General features: G+C 56.9%; 15 protein-coding genes. 9 read left to right on the top strand and 6 right to left on the bottom strand.

What is annotated here, in order from left to right:
- Together ACP7B9_RS12380 and ACP7B9_RS12375 are read left to right on the top strand one after the other, a co-directional pair.
- Entirely contained in the window at positions 1-1,374 is a 1,374-nt protein-coding gene (locus tag ACP7B9_RS12380; RefSeq protein WP_425863785.1) for a lipopolysaccharide biosynthesis protein, read from the top strand.
- Complete coding sequence (locus ACP7B9_RS12375) at positions 1,374-2,495, top strand: glycosyltransferase family 4 protein (RefSeq protein WP_425863783.1); 1,122 nt, start codon at positions 1,374-1,376, stop codon at positions 2,493-2,495. The genes ACP7B9_RS12380 and ACP7B9_RS12375 overlap by 1 nt, the downstream gene beginning before the upstream one ends.
- A 261-nt stretch (positions 2,496-2,756) precedes the next feature.
- Here the strand turns inward: ACP7B9_RS12375 and ACP7B9_RS12370 are convergent, their stop codons facing one another.
- A complete protein-coding gene (locus ACP7B9_RS12370; RefSeq protein ID WP_425863781.1) occupies positions 2,757-3,059 on the bottom strand; it encodes a transposase in 303 nt (100 codons plus the stop codon).
- Between the two features lie 676 nt (positions 3,060-3,735).
- On the opposite strand from ACP7B9_RS12370, the gene ACP7B9_RS12365 reads away from it, so the two are divergent.
- The 5 genes from ACP7B9_RS12365 to ACP7B9_RS12345 all read left to right on the top strand — a co-directional run bounded on the left by ACP7B9_RS12365 (position 3,736) and on the right by ACP7B9_RS12345 (position 10,760).
- A complete protein-coding gene (locus ACP7B9_RS12365; RefSeq protein WP_425863779.1) occupies positions 3,736-5,208 on the top strand; it encodes a polysaccharide biosynthesis tyrosine autokinase in 1,473 nt (490 codons plus the stop codon).
- 20 nt (positions 5,209-5,228) lie between these two features.
- A complete protein-coding gene (locus ACP7B9_RS12360; RefSeq protein WP_425863778.1) occupies positions 5,229-6,671 on the top strand; it encodes a sugar transferase in 1,443 nt (480 codons plus the stop codon).
- 67 nt (positions 6,672-6,738) lie between these two features.
- Entirely contained in the window at positions 6,739-8,052 is a 1,314-nt protein-coding gene (locus tag ACP7B9_RS12355; protein WP_425863776.1) for a UDP-glucose dehydrogenase family protein, read from the top strand.
- Positions 8,053-8,057: 5 nt separating this feature from the next.
- Positions 8,058-9,941 (top strand): DUF4012 domain-containing protein, encoded by a 1,884-nt coding sequence (locus tag ACP7B9_RS12350; RefSeq protein ID WP_425863774.1) that lies wholly within the window; start codon positions 8,058-8,060, stop codon positions 9,939-9,941.
- A gap of 195 nt (positions 9,942-10,136) precedes the next feature.
- Positions 10,137-10,760 (top strand): LPXTG cell wall anchor domain-containing protein, encoded by a 624-nt coding sequence (locus tag ACP7B9_RS12345; RefSeq protein WP_425863773.1) that lies wholly within the window; start codon positions 10,137-10,139, stop codon positions 10,758-10,760.
- Positions 10,761-10,847: 87 nt separating this feature from the next.
- On the opposite strand, the gene sufU is transcribed toward ACP7B9_RS12345, so the two are convergent.
- The 4 genes from sufU to ACP7B9_RS12325 form a co-directional block, all read right to left on the bottom strand.
- Entirely contained in the window at positions 10,848-11,309 is a 462-nt protein-coding gene (gene sufU, locus ACP7B9_RS12340) for a Fe-S cluster assembly sulfur transfer protein SufU (protein ID WP_425863772.1), read from the bottom strand.
- Complete coding sequence (locus ACP7B9_RS12335; RefSeq protein WP_425863770.1) at positions 11,306-12,625, bottom strand: cysteine desulfurase; 1,320 nt, start codon at positions 12,623-12,625, stop codon at positions 11,306-11,308. Before ACP7B9_RS12335 ends, sufU begins: the two co-directional genes overlap by 4 nt.
- Before the next feature lie 182 nt (positions 12,626-12,807).
- A complete protein-coding gene (locus tag ACP7B9_RS12330) occupies positions 12,808-13,833 on the bottom strand; it encodes a glycosyltransferase family 2 protein (protein ID WP_425863768.1) in 1,026 nt (341 codons plus the stop codon).
- The gene (locus ACP7B9_RS12325; protein ID WP_425863767.1) at positions 13,830-15,311 is read right to left on the bottom strand and encodes a polysaccharide pyruvyl transferase family protein; all 1,482 of its coding nucleotides are present in this window, start codon (positions 15,309-15,311) and stop codon (positions 13,830-13,832) included. Before ACP7B9_RS12325 ends, ACP7B9_RS12330 begins: the two co-directional genes overlap by 4 nt.
- A gap of 220 nt (positions 15,312-15,531) precedes the next feature.
- Between ACP7B9_RS12325 and ACP7B9_RS12320 the strand changes: the two genes are divergently transcribed.
- Both ACP7B9_RS12320 and ACP7B9_RS12315 read left to right on the top strand, forming a co-directional pair.
- Entirely contained in the window at positions 15,532-15,678 is a 147-nt protein-coding gene (locus ACP7B9_RS12320) for a hypothetical protein (protein ID WP_425863765.1), read from the top strand.
- A 488-nt stretch (positions 15,679-16,166) separates the two neighbouring features.
- Entirely contained in the window at positions 16,167-17,114 is a 948-nt protein-coding gene (locus ACP7B9_RS12315; protein WP_425863763.1) for a hypothetical protein, read from the top strand.
- A gap of 45 nt (positions 17,115-17,159) precedes the next feature.
- Here the strand turns inward: ACP7B9_RS12315 and ACP7B9_RS12310 are convergent, their stop codons facing one another.
- Complete coding sequence (locus ACP7B9_RS12310; RefSeq protein ID WP_425863761.1) at positions 17,160-18,404, bottom strand: glycosyltransferase; 1,245 nt, start codon at positions 18,402-18,404, stop codon at positions 17,160-17,162.
- Positions 18,405-18,522: the final 118 nt, after the last annotated feature.

Raw genomic sequence — 18,522 nt, 5'->3', positions numbered from 1 at the left:
ATGAGCCACCGAAACCAGAGTGCAAAAATCAGTACGGGTCGTCGCGGCCTCGTATTCAACCTTATCTGGACCGGATCTAGTGCGGCAACCAGTCAGGGGGCACTATTCATCTCAAACATAGTCTTCGCCAGAATCCTCGGGGGAACTGCGTTGGCAGACTATTTAGTCGTCCTCACGATTGCAACGATGACTCCAGCATTATTTTCCCTCGGATTGGAACGCCTTGGCGTCATCATTCTTGTTAATTCCGATCAAGCTCATTTATCCAATAGATTTAGGGCGATCGCGACCGTCACGCTATTTTCTTCCCTTGCCGGAGGCTTGGCGGCTGGAGTCGCTGCCGCCGTCGGCCCGTTCCTCTCTATTGTTGACCCGGGTGTGGCGATTTTAGTTGGATTTTTGGTGGCGCTGGAGAACGCTAGAATTATGCTCGCAGATTTACCGCGCACTTGGGGACGGGCCGATTTCTCGACTGTGGCTGGACCTGCTCTACCTAGGCTGCTCGTCCTGCTGATAACTTGTATTGCGCATTTCCAGTTTCAGGTCCACATTTCTATTGAATTTCTGCTTCTAGTTTTGGTCGGCTCCACCGCCATTTCACTTTTCATTGGCGTGCATTTTATACGCCGCCTGATGAAAAGCCACGCGCATCTTACAGCTCATCCACCTGAACGGCCAGAACATCTTTGGACGCTAGTCAAATCCGGCTTGCCTCTCTCAATAGCAAACGTTGCACTAGTCGTGCTGAGTTATGCAGATACACTAATTGTCGCAGCCCATTTCAATGCGCTCACCCTGGCATCTTTCGCTCTAATCAGTCGCACTAGCAACCTCTTAGGTAATCTTAAGACAATGCTCAACGTTGCCGTAATGCCGATACTGTCAGTTAGACCGGAGAGTTCCAAGGATTCCAGCGAGCAGCTCGTGATTGCTCGTGCTGTCATGACGATGCTATTTGTATTGGTCGCTCCTATTGCCCTACTCGCCGGGTTCTGGGCATCTGATTTTTTCGGTTGGCTTTTTGGCGAGCAATATGCCGCGGCTTCCGCCGCATCAATCTGGCTAATGCTAGGACAGCTCGTAAGTATCGCCATGGGTCTTGCTGGAACTATTCTCCTGCGTGACGGTCGACAAATCATAATCATGTGGATTCAAGTTTCCGCAGCCGCGCTTACACTGGCTGCCATGATCGTAGCTGCTAGAACGGGTGACATTGCACTCGTGGGTCTCGCGTCCGGTAGCGGTACAGCATTATGCGCAATAATTATGGCACTCGTGCTTTGGCGGAAATCGCAGGCTCAAAGCTGGATCCTCGGACCAGTCGCATTAACACACACAATAACAACCTATCTTCGCCAGAGGAATACCAAATAGTGAATAGTATTTTGTTAGTCGCCACCGAATACGCTCCCTTTGCCGGTGGCATCGGACGCTATGGGTCGGAACTGGTGCACGCTGCTGGAAAGCTTGGTTGGGACGTCAGAGTCGTAGCGCCTACACATGGAATCGCTGTTTCCGACGCCCAGGTCACGAGATTCAATACACCGCAGAATTTCGAACCCTTTGCTATGTTCCGGGCGATCCGTGCGGTTAGGAGTTCATTCAAGGCACAGAAAGCCAGCGTTATACACGCGACTGACTATCGAGCACTTGTAATTTCACGCATCGCACTTCCTCTGACGAATCCTTCAAGATTCGTAGTGACATGCCACGGCACTGACGTAAAAGGTGCAGGTGCTTTAAAGAATTTGTTGCAACGGATATTCTTTCGAGGATGTCGGCTGATCGCAAACAGCGCTTATACAGCAAGTTTGGTTAGATCGCGTTTGGGACGAGATGTCGACATGGTTACGCCACTTGGAGTGCGACCAGAGGAGTTTCACACGGACCAGTCCAAAGCTGAATGCAAGGAGGCTCTCGACTTGAACCCGAACGAACCCGTCATTCTATGTGTGGCCCGATTCGAGCGCAGAAAAGCACAGGATGTGGTTGTGGACGCCATGGCGATGCTCCCTCTGAACGTCGCTGCGCAAGTACAGCTGGTCTTCGTCGGTCCTGGTAACGATGCATATTTCCAGCGGGTTTCCACCTCGGCCGCTAACTCGAGAGTAAGAATCAAGTTCATGGGCAAGGTTTCCGACGAAGCATTGGCTACCGCTTATGGTGCTGCAGACGTCTTCTGCCTTCTTGGACGTGAAGACCCTCGGCGCGTGGAGGGGTTTGGTCTTGTCTACCTTGAGGCCGCTAGTAGGGCAATCCCAGTAGTAGCCGCCCGAGTGGATGCAATACCTGCTGTTGTTCTTGATGGCATCACTGGTATTTTGGTTGAGCCTGACAATCCGACTGAAACGGCCGACGCACTCACACTACTCCTCACCGACAACGACCAACGCCAGCAAATGGGTCTCAATGCGCTTTCGTGGGCTAACCGCTGTACATGGGAGAAGACGGCACAACTGACATACGGTCGACGGAGACTCCAGGATCAAGATTAGCCTCAAACTTTACTGAGCCGTGATTTCCCCTGGATCAGGGATGACCGTCGGCAGACGGTACTTATTGTTGCGTTTGGGAGTGAAATTTTTGCTGTTGGCTTTGTGGCGGTTGTCGGTGACGGGCTCGGGACAGGGTGAAGTAATTGCTGTGCGGTGCTGGGCGTGGTTCTTAATTTTGTATCAGAGGAGGAGGTCGGTGCTGGGGTAGCGGGTTTTGAGGGCTCTTGGTGGTTCGTGGGGATTTGGATTCCTGGGTGAGTGTCATACCGTCGTTCGGGCGGCATTTCTCAAGAAAATAACTGATGTGTACTTGTTTGGGTTGCGGTTGCCACGAGCAGTTCGTTTGATGTGCTTGATACTGGTGCTGTTCACCTCGACTTTTCCTGTAGTGGCACCGGTAACGATGAGAATCTCGATTTCCTTCCACCAGCGGCAAATAGTCCGCCAGAGCCTGGTCGTCTCCGGTTGCTTCGATTCTTGTACCAACTCTTCGAGGCGTTCCTTGGCCAGCTCGGCATCTTCTAAGGAGCCGGTGCGCAACAAGAATCTCACTTGTTCTTTCACCTCTCAGGCTGCCTTGAGTTTCCCGATCGGATCGTCCGTGGTGAAGACTTTCTCCATCCTTGCGCACGCATTATCTGAGAGTGTGTCGCCAGCTCGTAGAAGCAACAATGGCGGTTCACCACCGGTACCCCGCACCGGATCACACGCTCCACCCCGCGGATTGAGCCGACCACGGCACACCCAGCAAACAAGTTCACGGCCAGAGATCTTTGATTCGACGGCGACCAGATCGTGGCTGCCTTTATGCAACCGAGCGACTCGTTTCGCGTCAACGAGAACCTGTTGCGGCTTCAAAACTAGCACCGGTCTCGTTCGTCTTGATATCTGGAAACAAAAAGTCCCCGACCAAGGGTTCATCGTCAGGCTCACGCCGCCAACGAAGAACGTCACTAGGCCACCAGGGGAATCCAACTCACCACGCCATGTCGCTAGGCAGCACGACTACACACGGTCATCCGCTGCGACGCTTAACAATAGGACGGGTAAGATGCCATCCACCGGATACAGAGCCTCTGGAACTGTCGAGGTCAGCGGGCGCTGACCCCAGTACGCCGGCAGTCTCCATGTCTCGTCGGATTCTGTGACCCGGTATGATTACAAGTGAAAATGCATAGAGTTAGATCAGGTCTGCCCTGACAACAAATGTGAACGCTATACCTTACGGGGGAACTTGCTCTTGGAAATACGGGACTACCTGCTTATTATGCGGCGCCACTGGATAACAATTGTTGCTCTGACACTGATCGGGTTGTTGGTTGGGGGGCTTGCTTCGGTGCTGATGAAACCCATCTACGCGGCAGAGACACAACTCTTTGTGGCGACTCAGAACTCGGGGTCGGTACAAGATCTACAAACGGGTAACAGTTTCATCCAGGCCCGGGTTTCCTCGTACGTTGAGACAGCAACCACACCTGCAGTGCTGCAACCGGTGATCGATACACTCGGGCTGACAGAAACGCCGCAGCAACTCGCTTCTAAAGTCTTAGCTTCCTCGGACCTGAAAACCGTACTCATAACAATCTCGGTTGAGGACGACTCACCGGTGCAGGCGGCTGCGATCGCACAAGGTGTGGTAAATAGTCTCATCAAGGCCGTGGACAATCTGGAAGCACCAGCAGCGGGCGGCCTCTCACCTGTACGCGTTTCAGTGGTCACACCTGCCATAGCACCGGTTGCCCCCTCTGCACCCAATACCAAGATCAACTTGGCATTGGGGCTCGTTGTTGGATTGGCCCTAGGTGTAGCAGCCGCGTTGCTTCGCACGACATTGGATACACGGGTCCGGAGCGAACGCGACTTGACGCAGATCACGCAAGCGCCGGTCCTCGGTGGAATCGCATTCGACTCTGATGCCACCAAGAATCCCCTGGTAAATGCTGCCTCCGTTCATGGTCCGCGCGCAGAAGCATTCCGGCAGCTCCGAACCAATCTTCAGTTCGCACATGTTAGCCACAAGAGCAAAACCGTTCTGGTCACTTCATCACTGCCGGGTGAAGGAAAAAGTACTACTGCCACCAATCTTGCCATCGCAATGGCAGAATCGGGCCAGTCAGTTGCGCTCATTGATGCCGATCTTCGCCGCCCAATGGTGGCCACGTATTTGGGCTTGGAGAGCCATGCGGGACTCACCACTGCGCTCATTGGTCAGGCTGATGTACAAGACCTTATGCAGCCTTGGGGACAGAATGAACTCCATGTCCTGACCTCAGGACGCATTCCACCTAATCCAAGCGAACTTCTTGGCTCTGCTGAAATGAAACAGTTGATCCTACGGCTGGAGCAGGCATTTGACTCGGTTGTCATCGATGCACCGCCCCTCCTCCCCGTTACGGATGCCGCTGTTTTGGCCCAACAAGTTGGTGGCGTTGTACTGGTGGTTGGTTGCCACACCGCTAAGCGGCCCCAAGTGGAGAGGGCTATTGCAACACTAGAACTGGTGGACGCGGACATACTCGGCGTGGTCCTAAACAGACTGCCTGTCAAGGGTCCCGACGCTTATTCCTACAGCTACTACGGGTATGCCGCCAACACGCAGACCACTCAGCAGCCAGCGAGAAGGTCGCGTGTTGCGGACGAGGTCAATGAACCGCCCGTTGAAGACGCTTTTGACGACATCCTGCGTGGCAGAACTTCTCGTCGCAGCGCCTGATTCATCAACTAATCATCACTATGTGGGGGAAGCAATTGAAGTACACGGACTGGCGACGCAACTATGTGTTTCGAATGATGCTTATTGACGCAGTAATTGTGATTTGGGCTGTGGTTGGGGCCCACGTTATCCGGTTCGGCCTCGAAGACCACAGTTTGCCTGGAGGAACGCCTTATATACTCGTAACTGTTTTTCTCCCTTGTGCTTGGTGGCTCATGTTGCATGCATGGGGAAGCCGCGAGCCCCGCATCATGGGCTCCGGCCCGGACGAATTCAAACGAGTATTGGCAGCCAGTCTTTGGCTCTTTGGTGCCCTAGCCATTGTGTCCTACGCGTTTCAAATGGATCTGGCTCGTGGCTATGTAGGAATCGCCTTCCCAATCGGTGCCATCGGCCTCATTGCCGGGCGTTGGATCCTGAGGCAGCATCTGGCCGTGGCCCGCGCAAAAGGCTCGCATAATTTCAGCCTTCTGCTTGTCGGCGGTCCGCGAGCTGTTGGCCACCTTGCAGAATCGTTGCGACGCTCCCCACAAGCCGGCTACACCCCCATTGGCGCCTACCTTCAAGGCAGCGCAGATCGCGTCTTGGATGAAGTGCCCGACCTCCCCATTTATGGCGGTGACCCCACTGCTGCCGGGATTCTAGATGCCGTTCGCAATTGCGACGCAGACGCCGTGGCAATAACTGCCGGCATTCACCTTCCGCCCAAGACGATCCGTCAATTGGGCTGGGACTTAGCCGCAGCCAACATCGGCATGATAGTTGCTCCAGCACTCACGGATATTGCGGGACCGCGCATTCATACCCAACAGGTAGCCGGCTTACCACTAATACACGTCACCACGCCCAAGCTGGAGGGTGGAAAACGGGTCGCCAAACGAGCTTTTGACCTAGTCGGAGCTGGACTGCTGGTCATCTTCCTCTCCCCACTATTTGCAGTGCTAGCCTTGTTGACGAAGGCGTCCAGCCCAGGACCAATTTTCTACACACAGGAACGTGTAGGGGTTCGCGGAAGAACTTTTAATATGGTTAAGTTTCGTTCCATGATTGTGAATGCCGACGCCCAGCTAGCCGGTCTACTCGATGCCCAAGGGACCGCAGATAAACCACTATTCAAAGTTGAGAATGATCCCCGAATCACTCCGGTCGGCAGAGTCCTGCGTAAGTACTCCCTAGATGAACTTCCACAACTGTTCAATGTTCTTCTGGGAAATATGAGTCTCGTTGGGCCTCGCCCTCAGCGTGACGGTGAGGTCGCCTTGTATGACGACGCCGCCAAGCGCAGGCTTTACGTCCAACCTGGAATGAGCGGGCTCTGGCAAGTGAGCGGACGTTCCAATCTCACTTGGGAGGAGAGTATTCGGCTCGATTTGTACTATGTGGAGAATTGGTCCCTAATTACTGACATTGGCATTCTCTTCAAAACAGCGAAAGCCGTTCTCGCTAGTCAAGGCGCCGTCTAGATCATCGAACCCTGCTGCCATCCCTAAGTTCTCTCTATTCAAGTCTTTGACTTTGAAAGGTCATGCAATGCAAATATCTGTAATTGGTTGTGGTTATCTTGGCGCAGTTCACGCGGCGTGCATGGCCAAGCTTGGCCATGATGTGGTAGGAATCGACGTCGACGAACGGAAGATTGCGAACTTAGCAGCAGGCAGGGCCCCCTTCTTCGAACCTGGCCTGGAAGAACTGTTGCTTGAAGTTCAAGCAACAGGCAGGTTGACGTTCACTACCGACATGTCAGCGGCACAGGGCAGCACAGTTCACTTTGTCTGTGTTGGAACACCCCAGAAGAAGGGTGAAAACGCAGCAGACATGACATACGTCGATGCCGCAACACTTGCACTGCTTCCCTACCTGAATCCAGGGGATGTGGTGGTTGGAAAATCAACTGTCCCGGTTGGCACTGCAGCGCGTCTTGCCGAGTTAGTAGTGCAGCAACAGCCGGAAGCCAACCTTGCCTGGAATCCCGAGTTCCTGCGCGAGGGGCATGCCGTCAAGGACACACTCACACCGGACCGCTTTGTCTACGGCGTTCCCGACGGTTCCGAGGATCATGCCGCTGTAGCGGCACTAGATGAGGTCTACGCGACACCCCTAGGAATGGGGACTCGCCGTTTGGTTGCTGACTACGCCACGGCCGAGCTAGTTAAGGCTGCAGCAAATTCATTCTTGGCTACCAAGATCTCCTTCATCAATGCCATGGCGGAGGTATGTGAGGCGGCTGGTGCTGACGTCACCATACTCGCCGACGCCATTGGCCTCGATGATCGCATTGGACGGAAATTCCTCAATGCCGGTATTGGGTTTGGTGGCGGATGTTTACCTAAGGACATCCGCGCATTCATGGCGCGCGCCGGAGAATTAGGCGCTGATCAGGCCCTAACCTTCCTGAGAGAGGTGGATGCCATTAATATGCGACGCCGCACGCGTACCGTTGAACTCACGCGTGAATTGTGCGGAGGCGCGCTCATGGGCCAGCGCATCACAGTGTTGGGAGCTGCCTTCAAGCCCGACAGTGACGATGTGAGGGATTCCCCCGCACTTAGCATTGCGGCCCAACTGCAACTCCAGGGCGCTGTGGTGACGGTGACTGACCCGGAGTCCATTAGCAACGCAGCACGGCGCTTCCCCGAACTCAACTACGAGGCCAACACCGAAGCAGCCCTTCGAAATGCGGATGCCGTACTCCTACTGACCGAATGGAAAGAATATCGCCATCTCGATCCGCACGAAACTCGGGATCTAGTGGGTAATGCCCGGATCCTGGATGGACGTAACGCATTGGATCCCCAGAAATGGCGTGCAGCCGGTTGGACGTACCGCGGAGTTGGACGGCCCTGAGTAATATGACTGAAACTCCTGACTCGGCAGCCGAGAATCGTCAACGCCGAACACAACAAACGCCCCGACGTGCCAGAATCAGGCGCCGATTGCTTTGGGGCGGCCTGAGTGCTGCATTCTTGGTGCTCGTCTTTGGCGGGGCCGCTGCATGGCTGGGAGTTCAGTCTGCGGCCATCAAGGACAACCTGCAGTCAACAACCGAACTGCTGCCTCAACTCAAGAAGCAGCTCGCCGCCAATGACCAAGCTGGGGCGGCGGCCACAGTGGAAACACTTTCAAGCCACACAGTCGCCGCCAAATCAGCAGGCACGGATCCTGTCTGGAAGGCTGCTGGTTCGATTCCCTGGATCGGGCCAAACTTTGCAGCCGCAACCACAATCACCGTGACTGCGGATGATGTTGTCCAGCTTGCTGCCAAGCCACTTCTGGGAGCATTCGAATCACTCGACTGGAAATCTCTAACGCCGACTGACGGAGCGGTGGGGCTGGATGCCATCACATCTACCGCACCCAGTGTGGTCAGTGCTGCCAACACGGTCCAGCTCTCCTACGATCGACTGACGGCGATTGACAAGAGCAAATTGGTTCCGCAGATCGCGGAACCGTTGGCAGCTGCTGAACAACAACTTGGCGATTTGCGCGGCACCCTCAATGTTGCGTCAAACACCGTCCAGTTGTTGCCGGCGATGCTGGGCGGCGGCGATGCCCGCAATTACCTGTTGTTGATCCAGAACAGCGCGGAAGTGCGCGCCACGGGTGGAATTCCCGGAGCGTTGGCAGTTCTTCACACCGAAAAGGGCAAAATTCAGCTCACCTCCCAGGACTCTGCCTCAGCAATGGGCGCCTTTGTCCCTGCACTAAAAGTTGATGCTGCGCAGGAATCCATCTATACCAACCGGCTTGGCAGCTACATGCAAAATGTCAATATGACGCCTGATTTCCCCACTGCAGCCAACACTGCACGCACCATGTGGCAGCAGCGGCACCCGGGTGATGTCATCGATGGGGTCATCACTCTTGATCCATCAGCCCTGGCTATGGTTCTAGAAGCCACCGGGCCCGTTGATGTTGGTTCCGCTATTCCCGAGGGCGTAGAAATTGGCACCCTGCCTACAACACTGACCAGCAACAATCTTGTTCAGGCGCTGCTTTCAGACGTTTACGCCAATATTGAGGTTCCAGCGCTGCAGGACGCCTACTTCGCCGAAGTGGCCAAGACCATCTTCACGGAAGTTTCCTCCGGAAAAACCTCGGGGGAAAAACTCCTTGCTGCGTTGGGCAAGGGAGTGGAGGAAAGCCGGATTAAGATTTGGTCAGCTCGCGTGGACGAGCAAAGTCTCTTGGTTTCCCAGCGCATTGGTGGCGCAATTTCTGGTCCCAGCGTTGCACCGGCCGCCTTTGGGGTGTACTTCAATGACGGCACGGGCGCCAAAATGGACTACTACGTCAAAAGAACGGTGCAGCTGATTCAGCACTGCTCCTCCGACGGTTACAGTCAGTACACGGCACGCATCACATTGACCAATACGGCTCCTGCCGATGCAGCCACGTCCTTGCCGAAATATGTAACCGGTGACGGCGCATTCGGCGTCACACCAGGCCATGTGGCCACAAACGTCATTGCCTACGGCCCCGCTCAGGCGCGCACACAAGCTGCCCGCGTGGATGGAAAGGCAACACCGGCGGGATCCTTTACTCATGAGGACCGCCCCGTCGGAGTAATCCGTGTGGAGTTGGCCCCAGGACAAACAACTACCGTAGAGCTGGATTTTGCCAAGGTGGTTCAGTCAAGTCCGGCCCAGCTGGACGTCACGCCAACGGTGCAAGAAACCAAGGATGTGATTCTCGCCACGCAGGCACCGAAAGGCTGCACAACAGCCACCCCGTAGGCAAATCCACGGCCCGAAATATGTCCATTATGTAAACAGTTCTTAACGCCCAGGTTAAGATTTTGTGTTAATCCAAACGAACTTGGTAACCCCCGATAAGTGCTGATACTCTCAAGAGGTCTCATCATCATCATGGCTTCCACGTTCAACGGGGGACCTAGCCATTTTCGCAAGAACTCTAAGTGGGGAACCTCTATGAAAAAAACACTCGCTACCCTGGCACTTGCCGGTATCCTAACCTTTTCCGCGGGAACGGTTGCAGCTCAGGCTGCACCCGAGTACCCCGCCGGAGCTCCTAGCTCAACTGTCTCTAACACCACCGTGGTACCCGGCCAGGCCGTAACCTTCGCTGGCGTTGGCTTCACCCCAGGTGAGACCATTGACATCACGGTTACCCAGACCAGTACCGTAGCCGGCGGAGCCATTGGCTCCATTGGTGGCGGCGTTTCAATGTCCAAGCCGCTCATCATCAAGGCTGTAGCTCCCGTGAGCCTCACCGCCACAGCCGCGGCTGATGGTTCCTTCTCTGTTCCGGTTACCCTGGACCAGAAGGGCACTTACACCCTGACGGCTACCGGCCGCACTTCACAGGTTTCTGTCAGCCAGGTTGTCAAGGTTGTCACCAGCCTTGATGCTGGTGCAGGCGCCGGAACCGGTAACAACGTTGCCGGCGCAGGCGTAGAAGCTGGCGGATTGGCCAACACCGGTCTTGACGCCGGTGTTCTGGTCTGGTCCATTGTTGGCGCGGGCGCACTTGCTGCCGGTGTCAGCACTGTAGTGGTTTCACGCCGCCGCAGCCGCAACGCCCAGAACGCATAACTAGAACATTCAACGCCGGGTCTGCCCGGTGTGAAGGAAGCCCGGAGCCAATGGCTCCGGGCTTCCTTTTTGACTTGATGGCTTAGTTTAGGCCGTCTGGTTCAGCGCGTCCTCGGCCGCTACCCAAGCCAGCATGGCGCACTTGACGCGAGCCGGGAACTTGGACACGCCAGAGAGTGCGGCCGCATCGCCAAGAATTTCTTCATCTGCCTGCAGCTTCCCGCGGGACCGCATCACCTCGCGGAAATTGCCTATGAGCGCTTCCACCTCGGCCCGGTCCAATCCCACCAGCATGTCGCTGAGGATCGAGGCCGAGGCCATGGAAATGGCGCACCCATCCCCCGCCCAGTGAATACCGGAAACCTTATCCTCTGCCGTTTCAATGCGCAGCGTGATCTCATCTCCGCACACGGGATTGAGCTGGTGGCACTGCCCCACGTTCTCGGGTAGATCCTTTCCTTCAAGCTGCTCGGCAGGCAGGTCAGCGCCCCGGCGGGCCTTAGACTCTTCCAGAATGATTTGTTGGTACAGCGAATCGAGTGCGCTCATGCCTGTGTCCCGTCCACGCCAAAGTAACCACGGATCTCGGCCACCACAGCCAGGAACGCGTCAACATCGGCCGTTGTGTTGTAAAGATAGGTACTTGCGCGTGTGGAGGCGCTCAGCCCAAGCCGGCGGTGCAGCGGCTGGGCGCAGTGGTGACCCACACGAACGGCGATGCCTGCGGCGTCAAGGTACTGGCCGACGTCGTGCGCGTGAACGCCTGCCACCTCGAAGGCGGCCAGCCCTGCACGGGGAACCCCGGCGGCCGGACCCAGAACGCGGATGCCATCAATGGCCTCCAACCCAGCAACCAGACGCTGGCCAAGGAATTCTTCCCAAGCATGGACCCGGTCCATGCCGGTCTCACTCAGGTAGTTCGCGGCGGTGGCCAGGGCCACTGCCTGAGAGATCGGCTGCGTTCCTGCCTCAAAGCGTTGCGGTGCCGGCAGGTACCCGGCCTCTTCCATCGTCACAGTGGTGATCATGGATCCGCCTGTAAGGAATGGCGGCATGGCGTCCAGGAGTTCGGCGCGCCCGTAGAGGCCGCCGATACCTGTCGGTGCCAGCATCTTATGACCGGAGAAGACCGCGAAGTCAACGTCCAGGGCCTTCACATCCAGGGGCAGGTGCGGGGCGGACTGGCAGGCATCCAGAACGACCAGGGCGCCAACGCTGTGGCCCATCGCCGTCAGCTCGGCGGCCGGATTGATGACGCCCGTGACATTGGAAACGTGCGTGAAGGCCAACACCTTGGTGTGCTCGTTCAGCAGCGACGCGGCCGCCGCCATGTCCAGGGTGCCGTCATCGTGGACGGGAATGAACCGTAGGGTTGCCCCAGTGCGGCGGCACAGTTCCTGCCAAGGGATCAAGTTTGCGTGGTGCTCCATCTCGGTGACCAGAATTTCATCGTCGGCCGTGAGGGCAAAGCGTTTGGCGGCCTCGGAGACCTTACCGGTGCTGGCGTTGCCAAAGGCGTAGGCGATCAGGTTCAGGCCGGCGGTGGCGTTTTGAATCCATACCAGCTCATTGCTTTGGGCACCGATGAAAGCTGCGACGGTCTCGCGGGCATCCTCGAAAGCATCGGTAGCCTCCACGGCCAGTGTGTGCGCGCCTCGGTGCACGGCGGAATTGCGCTGCTCGTAGTACTCCTGCTCGGCTTCCATGACGCTGAACGGATTCTGCGAGGTGGCGCCGGAGTCAAGGTAGACCAGCGGCTTCCCGTTCACTTCCGTACCCAGGATGGGGAAATCATTGCGAATGCGCAAAACTTCAGTATCCGTCAGGGGGACGTGGTGATCGTGCTGAGTGGATCCTGTCACCAAAATTGTGCTCCTCGGTTAGCGCAGCAGGGACGTTATCCGTCCCCCGGAGGACATAACTGAATACGTCATACCCATCTCACCTAATTGTGTCACTGTTCGGCGCAGAGGGCATCTCAGGTTGGGCTAACTCCGGGGTCTCGGCAGGTCCTTGGTCTCGACAAGCTCGACCAGCGGCTGCGCCGCTACTTGCCGGTTACGCGGTCCTTGAAACGCCGGTAGCGCCGTCGCAGCAGGCTGACAAGACTGGCATCGCTGATGGCCTCCTCGAGCCGCTCAAGGCGCTCATTCTGCCCGTGCACAACGTCCAGCAATTCCTGCATTTTCCGGTCAAGATGATCATGACGCTGGTTGAATTCATGGGATTGGCGGTCCTGGATCTTGGTCAGGTAGAGAAGAGCGCCCACACCATACTTATCCGCGTATTCCTTCAGGTAGCGTTCCCTGACTTGGAGGTCGTAGATGTGATGCTCGTCCACGCGGGCGATGAAGCTGTTGCCCAAGTCCCCCGTCGCGTCCGGGCGCTGGTTCCAGAATGCCCGGGGCTCACCGTCAATGAAATCAATGAAGAAGTGCGTGGCGAAACGCAGGTGGAATTCCCAATCCCCCACCGCGGCCAACGATTCGTCATAGTACCCAATCTGGGCATGAACACTGCGCCTGTACAGGAAGGAAATGGGGACTCCGCGGTTGAATCGCAGCAGGTCGAAGAGGGTTATCCCCGCAACTTCGGGGGAAAAAGGTTCCCGGCCCAGCACCTCAATGCGATCACCCACCACCTTCTCGTAGACAATCTCCGTCCGGACCATCACGCCCTCAGCACCGGAAGCGTCCAGATCAGCCACAGTGGTCGCCAAGAAGTCAGAACTCCACTGGTCATCATCGTCATGAATGACAATGAACGTTGACTCAGTGGCACGAATACCCGCATTGGAAGCCGCCTCCATACCCAACGATTCCGCATGGTGGCGCGCGTGAATCCGCCCCTTGCCCTGCGCTGCGTACTTCGCCACCAGCGCATCAACGGGAGCCTGTTCGCCGCCATCGTTGACGATCACCAAGGCCCAGTCGCGATACTCCTGTTTCAGGACGTCCTGAATACCGCGCTCAAGGAGGAGCGTGCGATTCTTTGTCCGCATCACAACAGCCACCGTTGCCGCGTGAGCATGCTCCGCCGTGGTCACTTCAGTGTTCTCTGGTGCACCTGTCACGAGGGCTCCCTCCGAGTCAATTTTCCTGTAATTTTCCATGCGTTGGAGGCCACGCGGAACGCCTTCGATCCCAGCAAACGCTGCAGTTCCTCCCGGGCAGCCGCCGCCTCGTTGCCGGCCACCCGGCGCAAATCTTGTTCCCGTTGCAATTCCAGCTCTGCAATGGCCGCCCGCTTCCCCAAGGGATTGATCACCCGCCGCACGGCATCCGCGTCAGCACTCCAGCTTGTGGCGCCTTCATAGGGAGGTGCTGGCGAAATATTTGCCGGAGTCTGCGAGCGCTCGCCCCCCAGTGCTCGTACCGCGCCATCCCACCAGTTCTGTGCCTCGGCTCGCCTCTGCTCCCCCAAGCTGTGCAGATGCCCGGCTATCGCCGCGCGTTGCTCCCAAGCGGCCAGGGCCGCGGTCCGGAAGTCTCCGTTGAGCAGCGAGGTGACGGGCAGGTTGAAAGGCTCAAGCCCCCAGTTCCGGAGGGCGCCGGAGAGCCGGACGTCAGAATACTGGTCGGGGCTCAGCGAAACCACGGGGATGCCGGCACCAGTGGCAAAAACGACTGGGTGGTAGCGGGAGGTGATCACCAAGCTAGCGCCAACGGTGATGGCAGCTGCCTCGTCGGCTTCTAGCAGCTCGAGCTGCTCAATCTTGTGGGTGTCGGTGCGCATGGCGTCAGCGATCAGCCGGTGTGCCCACAGGTCCTGATCACGCGACTCCGTGTCTGCCATATGTGGAATGAACACCACGCCGAGTCCTGAGACTTCGGAAAGTTCATCAAGAACCGCGGCAACCTTCTTGAAATATTCATCTGCCGGCAAGATCCCGGTACCGGGTGAGAAGGTGACGGCCATGTACGGGGCACGTCCGGCGTCGGCCTTGGAATTTGCGTTGGCGAAGAAGGCAGCATCATCTAGGCCAGCCACCAACTGCTGCGGCGGCAGCCCGCCTTCGAGCGCTAACTGGTGAGATGCGTTTTCCCTGACTCCCACCAATCGGGCCGATTCCAACAGGGATGACAACACGAGCCCGTCATGGGCTGTCAGTGTGGGGCCCAAGGTTTGACCGGAAATGACAAGTGGTTTGTTGAAGTGTGCCGCCACCACGCCTACTGCGGCTCGCTCATAGAGCAACCACCCGTAACTGGAATTCATATTGCCCCCGCCGCAGATCAAGACGGCGTCGGAGCCTTCAATCAGGCGGATCAGATCCCATACCTGGTCTTCCGGCGGCAGCGCTCCGCGCTCCCCCTGCAGAACCCGGGAAATCTCATCCAAATACCTTTCACGTTCCAACGGCGGCCACGGGAAGGTAATGGTGGGTGCGGATTGTGTGCCGAACAGCTCTCGAGACTGGGCGGGATTGCGCGAAAGCATGACAACGTCGACGCCCCGGTTACCCAATTCTTGCGCCGCGGCATGGCCCATCGCTTCATCGCCAACGTGGTAAACGTGCTGGCCAATGTCGGCCAAGACTACTACCTTCAAGAACTTGCTCCCTATCCCGCGGTTCACATGGTGCGTGCACCATTGACTTCAAAACTACCAATTATCCCAAGGATTGGTGGGCCGCATCACCATTACAGTAGCGGCCCGCTACAATGACGCCGGATTACGAGTAATTGTGCGCATAAATGGGGTGTCATACCGGACATGTCCAGTGCCAGCCACGCTAGGCGCGGACACTTGTCCGTCTTAGCATCATTGCATGGATGCAAACCAGCTCAACTTTGAACGTGTATTTCACGGCAGTCACAGACGCCAGCGGACGCTCGTGTGGCCCACCTATGTTGCGGAGATAATTTTTGCCGTTTTCATCGGTGTCTTATTGTTCCTAGGTGTCACCGGGATCTAGCGCCCGTGGCCTGAATTTGAGGCTGAATTTGACGGCTTGGATTAGTGCCATATGCGCACCCAAGCCCACGGTTCCCCGCCGCCGAGGGAGCTAATCGGGTAACGTTCGTGTAACGTATGTAGGAGTCGCTTGGCGCTGTTCGCAACTTCTGGGGAGAAATCGAGCAGCAATTTGGCCCGTCAGGGTCCCAACGACGATGTGTCTCATATGCATTGGCACCACTTGGTGCCATTGCATTTTTTGTGGTCTCAGCCCGTTAACCCGGGCGCCACATAAGACAATGTCCCCTACAGAATTTTGTTCATATTTTTATGAAATATCTTACCCACCTAATAATTCTCGGCGTCGTTTTGGCTCTTGGGGGAGCCATCGCCATTTCCGTCACCGGCGCTTCATCAGTCAACGCAGCATCCAACACATATTCTTGCCAGCAGCGGCCACATCAGGATAAGTGCTCTCCCTCGAAGAAGACTTGGAAGCCATCTACTGTGGCTAAGTCCACTCCGAAGGCCACTGCCAAAGCAACACCTACCAAAACAGCGACTCCTACAAAGGCACCGGCTCCGACAGCGGCTCCAGTAGTTCCCGCAGCTCCGGTAGTTGCCGCACCTGCTCCTGCACCTGCTCCTGTTGTGGCAGCACCCGTGGTGAACGCTGGCGGTTCCGGTGCATCCTCATACCCGATGCACACCAACATTGTCAGCACCACGTTCTGGGTTGGCGAAATCTTCAACGCCTCCCTCGCTGATGGCTCTCAGGTTTGTTCCACCTATGACGGCCAGTGGGCTTTGGCTCACACGGGCGTCAACTTGGGTACCACTCCTGATTCCGCAGATGGTTGCCCTGGCAGCATCTACGGCGGCTGCGATGGAGTGAGCTCCGGTACTGGCACCAACTTTGCGTGCAAGACCGAACAGCGCGACGCTTCCAATGGTTACTTCCCGAAGAGCCAGCCCACACCGCTTCAAAACCCGTTCTATCTTGACCTGCCGTACGACGACATCAACGACAGCACGGCGTTCAAGGAACGTTGCCAGGTCATCCCGTGGGCTGCAGCGGACAACGCTGCCACGGGTGTCAACCACTGTGCCGATTCCAACTACAGCTACATGAAGAACAGCTGGGTTAAGATCACCGGCCCCAATGGCAACACCTGCTACGGCCAGATCGAAGACGCCGGACCGTCTTCCGGTTCGCTGTACCACGATTCCAACTACGTCTTTGGAGCTGCTGATGCCCGCCCGGCGAACACCCAGTTCTCCGGCGACTCCAGCCAGGGTGCAGGGATGGATGTTTCCCCCGCTCTCAACGGCTGCTTGGGCTTTGCCTCTCTTGATGGCGATTCCGATCATGTTTCATGGCAGTTCGTGGACAAGGCCAGCGTTCCGGCCGGTCCTTGGCTGAACGTTGTTACAACCTCCGGTGTGAGCTGGTAGGCACTGCAACACTTCATTAGTTAAAACCCCAATGGGCGCGTGGTTTCATGCACCCGTTGGGGTTTTTCCTTTAAGAGTGTCCGTGGCCGACGCCGGTCCTGTGGCCGTTACGCTCTGGGCCCGCCGTTGGGGGCTAACCCAAACACCCGTTGATTTTGAGGAAAAAGCTTTCGGCAGCGCCCGCAAACAGATGTAGGCGTCCACTATCCGCATGAAGGGGAAAAAGGGCGCCATGAGCAGGTACAGGGGTTTCCGCACAGAGATCGTTGCCAAGATGGTCAAGATGAAGTCGGGTATGAATACGCCAATCAGCAGATCCCGAGGACGTAGCAGCCCTGACAGGAACACCGCTTCCGGCGACAGGTCGCCCTGGGACACCATCAACGCACTAATCAGGGATAACAAGAAGAGTGGAATCAAGATAACAAAGAAGATGCTGCTGAACACCAGTTCCAAGATGTGCAGCCCCATCACCAGCCAAAAACGGCTAAAGCGCACCTTGTGGCGGCGTACCGTCTGCCAAAATCCCAGGATCCAGCGTGAAACCTGCTTGCTGTAGTCCCTAAAGGTGTCCGGGTCCTGGGTGTATGCCGTTGCCGCCTGCGGATGAAACGCAATCCTGCCAAGTTGTTTTGCATGGATTTCAAAGGTCATGTTGAAGTCTTCGATGACCAGGCCCGGGGCGAGGATGTCGATGTGCCGCAAGGCGCTGGTGCGGTACATGCTGGCAAATCCGGGAACTATGGAAACCACATTTGCCATCCGCGCCGCCTGCCCGTACTTGAGCATCAGCTGCACTGCCACATAGAGCCGTTCACGGTAATACACCAGAAACCGCCCAAACCAGGTGGGCGCCGGCGGATCCATGATGGACTTTGCCCGCCCGGCCACTGCCGCCACGTCTGGATCGTCAAAGAGTGGCAGACCGGTTTCCAGATAGTCGGCCGCGGGTTGCGTGTCGGCGTCGAGCAGCATCACCGCGTCAAAGCGATCGCAGAGCTTGAAGTGTTTTATCCCGGCGGCCAGGGCCCCGGCCTTGCCCTGATTGGGGTCAAGCTCAAGCACATTCACGCCTACTCCCCTGGCAATTGCTGCCGTGGCGTCGGTGGATTTGTCGGAGATGATATGAATGTTCCGGTGCGGGACAAGCATGGAGACGGTTCTGATGGTATCGCCGATGACCAACGCCTCGTTGTGGGCTGCGATGATGACAGCCACCCGCGAGGGCACGATCCGCGTGGTGGCGGCCCGGTGCATGGGATCGGCGTTCTGAGCCCACCGTTCCAGCATTGGGTGCCGGTCTCTTTCATGTTCCCCCCGTGGTCCTTTCCGACGGAAAGGCATTCGGGCCAAAACGGCTCCGAGCCAATCGGCCAGCCCCGTTGACCGTTCCAGAAAGGCCCGCAAC

It is taken from the genome of Arthrobacter sp. TWP1-1, assembly GCF_049897845.1.
Lineage (GTDB): Bacteria > Actinomycetota > Actinomycetes > Actinomycetales > Micrococcaceae > Specibacter.
The sequence above is the reverse complement of the archived record's forward strand: the minus strand, read 5'-3'. Positions and strand labels throughout refer to the sequence as shown.